Here is a 9,672-nt window from a genome sequence, read left to right on the forward strand (position 1 = left end):
CCCTCGCGCATGCCATCGAGGCGTTCACGAGCCGGCTGGCCAATCCGGCGACCGACATCCACGCCCTCGAGGCGATCCGGCTGATCGCCGCCTGCCTGCCGCGTGCCCTCGCCGACGGCGGCGACCGCGCCGCCCGCGAAGGCCTCCTCGTCACCGCCCACCTGGCGGGCCATGCGATCGCCGGGGCCCGTGTCGGCCTCGTCCATGCCATGAGCCACGCCCTCACGGCCCGCTACGGCACGCCCCACGGGATGGCCAACGCCGTCCTCCTCCCGCACGTCATGCGTTGGAACGCGGCAGCGCCGACGACGGATGCCCGCTTCGCGCGGATCGCCACGGCCCTCGTCCCCGGCAGCGACCATGCCGAGCCGGTGGCGGCTGCTGGCCTGGCGGCGGCCGATCGTGTCGCGGCGCTCCTGGCAGCGGCCGGCCTGCCAGCGTCGCTCCGCGCGCTCGGCGTGCCACGGCGTGCCGCAGCCGAGTGCACCCCGGCAGCGCTGGCCGACCTGTCGCTGCTCACCAATCCGCGCCGGCCCGCCGGACCGGGCGACGTCGAGGCACTGTATGCGACGGCGTGGGGGGCGTGAGCGCCCGAGCGTGCGTCGTCACGGTGCCGCGCGCGGCCAGGAGTAGCCGTCGAGCGCCGCAGCAGTGAAGCGCACGCCGTAGCCAGGCTGTTGCGGCGGCATGTAGCAGCCGTCCTTCATCACCACCGGGTCGTCGACGTGCTCGTGGAGGTGGTCGGAGTATTCGGCCACACGGCCGTCGAGCGATCCCGACACGGACACGAAGTCGATCATGCTCAGGTGCTGGACATGTTCGCACAGCCCGACGCCGCCGGCGTGGGGGCAGACCGGCACCCTGTACCGGGCCGCCAGAAGGAGCACCGCCAGCACCTCGTTGACGCCGCCGAGCCGGCAACTGTCGAGCTGGCAGACCTGCATCGCTCCGGCCTCCATGAACTGCTTGAACATGATCCGGTTGTGGCACATCTCCCCGGTGGCGACGCGCACTGGCGCGATCGCGCGGGCGATCGCCCGATGGCCGAGGATGTCGTCGGGGTGGGTCGGTTCCTCGACGAACCATGGGTCGAACCGGGCGAGCTGCCCGATCCATTCGATCGCCTCCGGCACGTCCCACACCTGGTTGGCGTCGATCATCATCCGTGCGCCGGGGCCCATTGCAGCGCGGAGCACGCGGCAGCGGCGCAGGTCGTCGGCGAGATCGCGGCCGACCTTGATCTTGAAGTGCGACCAGCCGCGCGCCTTGAGGTCGCGGCACTTGTGCTCGAGTGCGTCGTCGCTGTAGCCGAGCCAGCCGGCGGACGTCGTGTAGCTCGGGTAGCCCGCATCGAGCAGCTGCTCGATCCGCGCCTCCCTGCCCGGCACCTGGGCGCGGAGCAGCTCGAGCGCCTGTGTGGGCGTGAGGGCGTCGGCGAGGTAGCGGAAGTCGACGCTGGCGACGTATTCCTCCGGCGTCATCTCGCACACCAGCCGCCACAGCGGCTTGCCGCGAGCCCGTGACCACAGGTCCCAGACGGCGTTGATCACGGCGGCGGCGGCGAGGTGGATCACCCCCTTCTCCGGTCCGACCCAGCGGAGCTGGGAATCGCCGGTGAGCCGTCGATAGAGATCGACCGGCCGCTTCATGAGAGCGTCGAGCGGCTGGTCCACCAGCAGGCTCGCGAGGGAAATGATCGCTTCGACGCACAACTCGTTGCCGCGGCCGATCGTGAACGTCATCCCGTGGCCCCGGAGGCCGGCGGCGTTGGTGTGGAGGACGACGTAGGCCGCGGAGTAGTCGGGGTCGGGGTTCATCGCGTCGGAGCCGTCGAGGTGCTGCGACGTCGGGAAGCGCAGGTCGTAGGTGTCGAACTCGGTGATCGCGATCGGTGCGGGCATACGGGCCTCGGGCAGGAATGGCGTCTTCGAAAGGAGCTGTCCCCGAGGGGACCGCGAGCGGCCCCGAGGAGACGTTGACTTTCAAACCGCCGGGATCGAATCTCGGGCGGCGGCAAACGGGGTGGCAGGCCTCGCGCCCCACGCAACCATCCACAGTCAGGCGACCGGAGGCAGACGACGATGCCCGGACACCGAATCTTCAGGGCCGCCGTCTCCGCTGTCTATCCGTTGTATGTCCAAAAGGCGGAGCGCAAGGGGAGGACCAAGCACGAAGTCGACGAGGTCATCTGCTGGCTGACTGGCTATGACCGAGCGGGCCTGCAGGAGCAGCTCGAGCGGAATGCCGATTTCGAGACCTTCTTCGCCGATGCTCCGGCCATGAACCCCGACAGCAGCCTGATCACCGGCGTGGTCTGCGGCGTACGGGTGGAGGAGGTTGAAGATCCGCTCCTGAAGCGGATCCGCCAACTCGACAAGCTGGTCGATGAATTGGCCAAGGGCAAGGCGTTGGCCAAGGTGCTGCGGCGTTGAGCCGTCACTGCCCGGCGACGAGTCACGCCGCTTTCGGGATGTCTGGAGCGCAGGCAAGTCCGCTGTTCCATCGGGTTCCCGCCTTCTTTACGATCGCGCCACGCTCATCGCCCGGATCGCGTCGCTCGCCGACCGCGACGGGAGTGGGTGACGCGGCTGTTGTCCGGTCGGCCTAGCGGTCCCGGCGTCGCTCGAACTGCGTAAGGGGTATCGCCTTGTCGCGGATGCCGCACCCGCTTCCCAGGGCCTTGTGCGCGTCGTGGATATGTCGGGCGCGGACTCCCTTTACCCAGATACGGGTTCTGGCTGGTCGTTGGGCGGATGGGATCGAAAACCCGCCATATTCAGACCTGGATCCCAGCATCCCGCCGACACGGCCGATCGCTATACTCGGGGTCCTGACCGCATGCGGGAAGGCTCGGGCGGAGCCCGGCCGGAACGGTTGGCGGGGTGGCCAGCGGGCTCCCCAAGCAAAAAACATGCGTTTGGAGGGTAAGCGAATGGCTAGCGGCCACACTGGAAATGTGGTGCCCCGAAAGGGGTTGTGGGTTCGAGTCCCATGCCCTCCGCTGTAATCCGCAGGTGATCCGCCCCAGGCGATGGCCGTCCTCCTCGACATCCAAAACGCCTCCAAACGGTATGGCGACCAGGTGCTCCTCGACCGGGCGAGCGCCACGATTACCGACGACGGCAAGATCGGGTTCGTCGGCCGCAACGGCGCCGGCAAGAGCACGCTTCTGCGCGTGATCCTCGGCGAGGAGGAGCTCGACTCCGGCGAGGTCATCCGGCACCCGCGCCTGCGGCTCGGCTACCTCCGGCAGCATGATCCGTTTCTCCCCGGTGAGACGGGGCTCGAGTTCCTCGTGCGCGACTCCGGTCAGCCCGACTGGAAGTGCGGCGAGGTCGCCGGCCGCTTCGAGCTCAAGACGCCGCAGCTCTCCTGCCCGGTGCAGAGCCTCTCCGGCGGCTGGCAGACGCGCGTCAAGCTCGCTGCCCTCCTCCTCCACGAGCCCACGCTCCTCCTCCTCGACGAGCCGACCAACTTCCTCGACCTGCGCACGCAGATCCTCCTCGAGCACTTCCTCCGCGACTACGAGGAGGCCTGCCTGATCGTGTCGCACGACCGGGCGTTTCTCGCGGCCACGTGCGACCAGACGCTCGACCTGTCGCACGGCAAGCTCACCGTCTACCCCGGCAAGATCGACGCCTTCCTCGCCTTCCAGGCTGAGCAGAAGCTCCACCTCGAGCGCACCAACGCCGCCACGCTCGCGAAGCGGAAGCAGCTCGAGGACTTCATCGCCCGCAACAAAGCGCGGGCGTCGACGGCGTCGCGCGCCAAGTCGAAGGAGAAGCAGCTCGAGAAGCTCGAGGTCGAGGAGATCCTCGCCGACGCCCCGACTGCGGCGATCTCCTGCCCGCAGGTGAACCGCCGCCAGGGGCCCGCGGTCCGCTGCCGCGAGATGGCGATCGGCTACCCCGACCGCACTGTCGCCGCCGGGATCGACCTCGAGATCGTCCACGGCAGCCGCGCGGCGATCGTCGGCGACAACGGCCAGGGCAAGACGACCTTCCTCCGCAGCCTCACTGGATCGCTCGAGCCGCGCGCCGGCAGCGTGAAGTGGGGCTACGGCTGCGAGATCGGGATCTACGCCCAGCACGTCTACACGAGCCTTCCCGAAGACGACACCGTCCTCGGCTATCTCGAGCGCGCCGCCGCCATCGGCACCAAGAACCAGCGGATCCTCGACCTCGCCGGGGCGATGCTGTTTCGTGGGAAGGCGGTGGAGAAACGCGTCCGCGTGCTCTCCGGCGGCGAGCGCGCCCGCCTCTGCCTCGCGGGCCTGCTCCTCGGCACGTTCAACGTGCTGGTCCTCGACGAGCCGGGCAACCATCTCGACGTCGAGACGGTCGATGCCCTCGCTGAGGCGCTGGTGGCCTCCGAGGGCACGGTCGTCTTCACGAGCCACGACCGCTCGTTCATGCAGCGCGTGGCGACCACCGTGATCGAGGTCAAGGACGGCCGCGTGGTCAACTTCCTCGGCGACTACGCCGCCTACCTGGCGAGCGTCACCGGTGAGATCGACGCCGCCGAGGCGGCCGACGAATCGCGCCGCGGCAAAGGCCCGGGCCCGCGCAAAGCATCGCCGCCACCGGCCGGCGGCGCGAAGCCCGCGGCGCGGCCGGGCGCCGCGGCCCGCGACACGCGGAAGCAGATCGCCACGCTCGAGAAGTCGATCGCCCGGCTCGACGGCGAAAAGAAGGCGCTCGAAGCGAAGCTGCTTTCGGAAACCGACCCGGCCGAGGCTCTGCGGCTCCACACGGCGATGACCGACGTCGCGGCGCGCCTCACGGCGGCCGAGGAGGAATGGCTCGAGCTCCAGGAGCGCGCGGGGGCGGAGTGAGCGGGGAGACCGCGGTCGCCGGTGGATGGCGCGCGTGGTCTCATGGTGCCGCGGTGAGATATGATCGGAGTGTCGTGATCGACCGAGGTCGGGGCGCGTCGTGGCCGGGTGGAGAGAGGCTTGCTGATGGCAACCGCGAATGCTCCCGTCGCTGCCGCAGACCTCGCGCTCCTCGAACCCACCGGCGAGCGCCGTGAGCTCGTCCGCGGAGTCCTGCGCGTGATGTCTCCTGCGGGCGGCCGCCATGGCCGCGTGGCCCATGCTTTGGGCCTGCTCGTCGGCGCCCATGTCAAGCTCCATGATCTCGGCGCCGTGTATGCGGCCGAGACGGGTTTTCTCCTCGCGCGCGGCCCCGACACGGTGCGGGCTCCTGACATGGCGTTCGTGTCACGGTCACGGGCGGTCCCGCTCGATGGCGATGGCGGGTTCGTGACGGTCGTGCCCGAGCTCGTCGGCGAGGTGGTTTCGCCACGCGACTCGTTCAGCGACGTCGAGGAGAAGGTGCTCGATTGGCTCTCTGCCGGGACCCGGCTGGTGGTCGTGGTCGATCCGGCCACCCGGACGGTTCATGTCCATCGCCCCGGGGGAAGCGTCACCGTCCTCCGCGAGGCCGAGGTTCTCGATGCCGGCGACGCGGTTCCGGGGCTCGTGATTCCCGTCAGCGAGCTGTTTCGCTGACCGACGCCGAGCCACGATCGGGGCGTCATCGCGCCAGATCGACCACCAGCACCCGGCCGCGGCCGGACTGGCCAGCGGCGGTTCGCTCGTGGAACGCCGCCTCGCCACCGACCACGAGCCAGCGGTCGGGAGACTCCGGCGGTCCGGTGAGCACCGCCGCATGGATCGACCAGCCGGGTGAAAAGGTGTCGAGCGGCACGCCCGTGACGCTGTCGGTCATCTTCAGCGACTCGGCATCGGCAGAGTAGAGCACGCGCCCGTCGGCCGACCAGCCGAGGGCAAGGATGGACTCGCGGTGGCCGGAAAGGACATGGAGCGTGGAGCCGTCGCGGGGGTCGAGGATCCGGACGTTTCCCAATTTCGACGCCACCGCCAGCCGCCGACCGTCGGGGGCCCAGGCGGCGGCGAACACGCTTCCGAACGACTCGTCGAAGATCACCGACCGCGGTGGTCCCGTCGGCCTCGGGAGGCCGCGCCGTGCGATCGGGATCAGCCGCAGCAGCGATCTCCCGCCGAGCGCCAGCGTGCCGCCGTCGGGCGCGAACCCCACGGCGTCGCAGGCGTGCGCGAGGCGGTCGATCTCCACCTCCTCCGCCAGTGTTTCATCAAAGCCCCGGATGACGCTCGTGGTGCCGTTGCACACGATCACCAATTGCCCCGAGGGACTCCAGGCGACGCGACCGGCGCTGTGGTCGGTGAGCTGGACAACCTCCTCCGCACCGTTGCCTGGTTCGTCGGTCGCGATCCGAACCACGCACGTGGGAGCGTCGAGCATCGTGAGCGCCAGCCGGTCACGGGGCCCATCGACGGCGGACCAGGTGATCGTCGTCGCCGACGGAATGTCTCGGCGCCCCCTGGCCCGGCCCGTGGCCGGATCGACGACGAGCGTCGTCGCCGGCCGGCCCGCGACGATGATTCTCGGGCCCTCGACCCCACCGCTCCCGGCGACCGGAAGCACGGCGACACTCGCGTCGACGGCCACCGGAAGCTCCTTGGCGCCAGCGAAACTTCCGGCGTGGTCCGCCGCCCAGCGGCGCAGCGTGCCATCCCTGCCGACGCTGAGCACGGTGCCCCGGGGCTCGCGGCGCACGTCCCAGACGAACCCGTCGTGGCCCGGGAGGCGCTCGAGCAACTCACCCGTCGTCGCGTCGAACACCTGGAGCACGCCGTCGCGGCACCCGGAAATGATCCGTGTGCCGTCAGCCGTGAACACGCACCCCTGCACCCAGTCGCGATGGCGCGGCAACGACGCGACCAGTCGGCCGGTGGCGATGGTCCAGACCTGGGGGACTCGACTGCTGCCGCCGGTGAGCAGCCGTGTCCGATCGGGCGACAGGTCGACGCTGCTCACTCTTCCTCCCGGCCCGCCGAATCGGCGGACGAGCGCGCCGTCGGTAGCGGAGAGGAGAATGATGTCGATGCCGCCGACGACGGCGATCGTCGCGTCGTCGACGAACTGGATCGCCTCGATGTCCGGATCGAGCGTGCCGGGCGCGATCGTCATCGGCACCGGAAACCGCTTCACGTCGCCGGTGTCGATCGCGGCCACCGTGAGCACCCGCTCGGCACCCCCCCAGGCCAGCGCCGAGCCATCGGGCGCGAAGCCGACGGCGAACAGCGCCTTCGGTTCGGCGGCGACATCGCGCTCGAGCACACCGGTCTCTGCCGCGAACAGCCGTACCCGGCCGTCCTCGCCGGCGGTGGCGACCAGGCGGCCGTCGGGGGAGAAGGCGACGTCGTTGATCTCGTCGTGCGCCTTCGTCACCACCGTCGGCGCGATGCCGCCTCCGGCGTCGACCAGGATCAGCCGGCCATCGGCAGCCCCCGCCGCGATCCGCTTCCCGTCGCCCGACACGGCGCAGCAATACAGGTCGCGCGGTGGGCCGCCAGGCAGGGCAGGCGTGCCGGGATCGCCAAACAAGACCGCCTGTTCGCTCTGCAGCCGGCGCCGTGCCCAGCGCCCGGCGAACGACGCATCGAGTGCCGGGTCGAGCGCGGCCATGGTGGCGAACCGCTCGCGGGCGGCGGCGACATTCCCGGAACGAAGGTCGTCGAGACCGCGCTGCAGGTGCTGCGCCGCATCCATCCGTCGCACCCAGTCGCGCTGGCGGGCGGCGGCGGCCGTCTGGGTCGACCAGCCCACGAGCGCGATCCCGGCGATCAGCGACGCGAGCAGGGAGATGGCGATCGCGGCGATCTGGCCCGGCCGGCGGAGCGCGAACCGGCACGCCCGCTCCCAGGCCGAAAGCGGCCGGGCCAGCGTCGGTACGCCGAGGAGAAACCGCGACAGGTCGGCGGCGAGATCGCCTGACCGGGCGTAGCGCTCGGCCGGGTCTCGCGCCAGGCACCGGCGGCAGACGGCGACCAGATCACGGTGCACGCCGGTCATTCCGGTTTCGACTCCCTCCGGCTCGCGGAGCAGGATCAGACGCATCGTGTCGGAGTCGGTGGCTCCGGCCCAGCGGCAGCGGCCGGTGAGGAGCCGATCGAGGACGAGACCGAGGGCATGCACGTCGGTCGCCGGAGCCACCGGGCCGATCGCCCGGTCGATCTGTTCCGGGGCCATCCAGGCGGGGGTGCCAGGGCGGGCTCCGGCCCGGGTTGCCTGTGAGAGTGGGGCGTGCGACGAATCGTCGTCCACCTTGCCGAGGCCGAAGTCGCCGAGCTTGACGTCGAAGCCCGTCGGCGTGCCGTCGGTGGGCACGCGGTCGGGTGGCACCACCGCGTTGCCGGCGGCGGGCACGAGGAGGACGTTCTCCGGTTTGACGTCGCGGTGGACGATCCCGCGGTCGTGGGCGACGTCGAGCCCCTCGGCGAGGTGCTTGATCACCAGCACCGCGGTGCGCGGGGCGACGGGGCCAGGATGGCGCTGGAGCCATTCGGCCAGCGTGCCGCCGCTGCAAAACTCCTCGGCGATGAACGTGATCCCGTCGCTCTCGCCGAGGTCGTGGATCGTAACCAGATTCGGATGGGCGAGTCGGGCGGCCAGTTCCGCCGCGCGGAGAAACCGCTTCTGCATGCCGGGGGAGACGAGGGCCTCGGGATGGGCCACCTTGAGGGCCACGCGGCGGCCGAGGAGGGTGTCGGTGGCCTCGTAGACCGTGGCAAACCCCCCCTGCCCCACCTCGCGCACGATCTCGAACCGGTCGATCCGGGCCGGCCGCGCGGCGGGCGCCCGCGCGGTCGTCTCCCGCCATGCGGCACCGAGCTGATGGAGCCGCAGCAGCAGATCGACCTGCTCGGGGCGGATCCGCGCCGGCTCGCCGTGCCCGCCGACGTCGGCATCGGTGCCGTGGAGCGCTCCGGTGATCGAATCGTCGAGATGGCCGAGAAGCTCGATCCCCTCGTCCGGCGGCGAGTCGCTGTCGGGGAGCGGTGTCTTGGCCATCAGTCAGTCCCTCGGGCAGTCCCTTGGGCTGGTTCCCGCCCCCGGCTCGGGATCGTCGGCGAGGGATCGGAGGCGCTCCTCGATCTTGCGGAAGCCGCGCACCCAGAGCTTGCGGGCGGCCTCCTCCGACCGGCCCAACTCGGCGCCGATCGCGGCGAACGTCCTCCCTTCCCAGTGGTGCAGCCACAACACCCGCCGCTGGTCGGCGGGCAGCTCGTCGAGGGCGGCCTTGACCAGGTTTTCCTCCTCGACGCGGATGACCGTCGGCAGCGGCCTGCGCTCAGAGCCGTCGGTGAGCGCGGCAGCTTGGGCCCCGATCTGCTCGAGGTCGAGCGGCATCCCGTTTCCGAGTCGCCGGAGGGCGCTCTGCCGGCGAATGCTGTCGACCATCGTGTGCGACAGGATGACGCGCATCCAGCCGAGAAACTCGGCCTGCGAGCCGCCGCGGAAGGCATGGAACCGCTCGTGGCCGGCGACGACGGCATCCTGGACGACGTCGGACACGCCGAGGATCGCCTGGAACCGGCGGGGAAACCCGCGCCTGGCAGCGAGCGTGAGGTGGCCGCGGATCGACTGAAAGAGCGTGCCGAGGGCCTCGACCGATCCGCCTCGGGCTTCGGCGAGAAGCTTCGAAGGGGCGGTCGCCCGCGAGTCCGTCCGCGGCGGGGTGCGCGTCGCTGTCGCCATTGGGTCGAATCCTTCGACGAGAACGAGAAGCCCCCGGCTCGGAGGGCATCAGCATACACGGGAGACGGGGCCATGCGAGGGGGCA

7 protein-coding genes and 1 tRNA gene are annotated in these 9,672 nt (G+C 70.6%); 5 read left to right on the plus strand and 3 right to left on the minus strand.

Going from position 1 to position 9,672, the window contains the following annotated elements; translation table 11 throughout:
• On the plus strand, positions 1-587 hold a 587-nt coding region (locus tag FJ309_16395; protein MBM3956162.1), incomplete at its 5' end, for an iron-containing alcohol dehydrogenase.
• 18 nt (positions 588-605) lie between these two features.
• Here FJ309_16395 and FJ309_16400 read toward each other — a convergent pair.
• Complete coding sequence (locus tag FJ309_16400; protein ID MBM3956163.1) at positions 606-1,901, minus strand: fuconate dehydratase; 1,296 nt, start codon at positions 1,899-1,901, stop codon at positions 606-608.
• Between the two features lie 180 nt (positions 1,902-2,081).
• Between FJ309_16400 and FJ309_16405 the strand changes: the two genes are divergently transcribed.
• The 4 genes from FJ309_16405 (at position 2,082) to FJ309_16420 (ending at position 5,512) form a co-directional block, all read left to right on the plus strand.
• Positions 2,082-2,432 (plus strand): DUF2200 domain-containing protein, encoded by a 351-nt coding sequence (locus FJ309_16405; protein MBM3956164.1) that lies wholly within the window; start codon positions 2,082-2,084, stop codon positions 2,430-2,432.
• Between the two features lie 487 nt (positions 2,433-2,919).
• Positions 2,920-3,001, plus strand: a tRNA-Ser gene (locus FJ309_16410).
• Positions 3,002-3,031: 30 nt separating this feature from the next.
• Positions 3,032-4,834: an ABC-F family ATP-binding cassette domain-containing protein gene (locus FJ309_16415; GenBank protein ID MBM3956165.1), complete on the plus strand. Its 1,803-nt coding sequence runs from the start codon at positions 3,032-3,034 to the stop codon at positions 4,832-4,834.
• Between the two features lie 126 nt (positions 4,835-4,960).
• Positions 4,961-5,512 (plus strand): Uma2 family endonuclease, encoded by a 552-nt coding sequence (locus tag FJ309_16420; GenBank protein ID MBM3956166.1) that lies wholly within the window; start codon positions 4,961-4,963, stop codon positions 5,510-5,512.
• Positions 5,513-5,537: 25 nt separating this feature from the next.
• Here FJ309_16420 and FJ309_16425 read toward each other — a convergent pair whose 3' ends face one another.
• Both FJ309_16425 and FJ309_16430 read right to left on the minus strand, forming a co-directional pair.
• A complete protein-coding gene (locus tag FJ309_16425; GenBank protein MBM3956167.1) occupies positions 5,538-8,900 on the minus strand; it encodes a hypothetical protein in 3,363 nt (1,120 codons plus the stop codon).
• Between the two features lie 3 nt (positions 8,901-8,903).
• Positions 8,904-9,587 (minus strand): sigma-70 family RNA polymerase sigma factor, encoded by a 684-nt coding sequence (locus FJ309_16430; protein MBM3956168.1) that lies wholly within the window; start codon positions 9,585-9,587, stop codon positions 8,904-8,906.
• Positions 9,588-9,672: the final 85 nt, after the last annotated feature.

The organism is Planctomycetota bacterium, assembly GCA_016872555.1.
GTDB lineage: Bacteria > Planctomycetota > Planctomycetia > Pirellulales > UBA1268 > F1-20-MAGs016.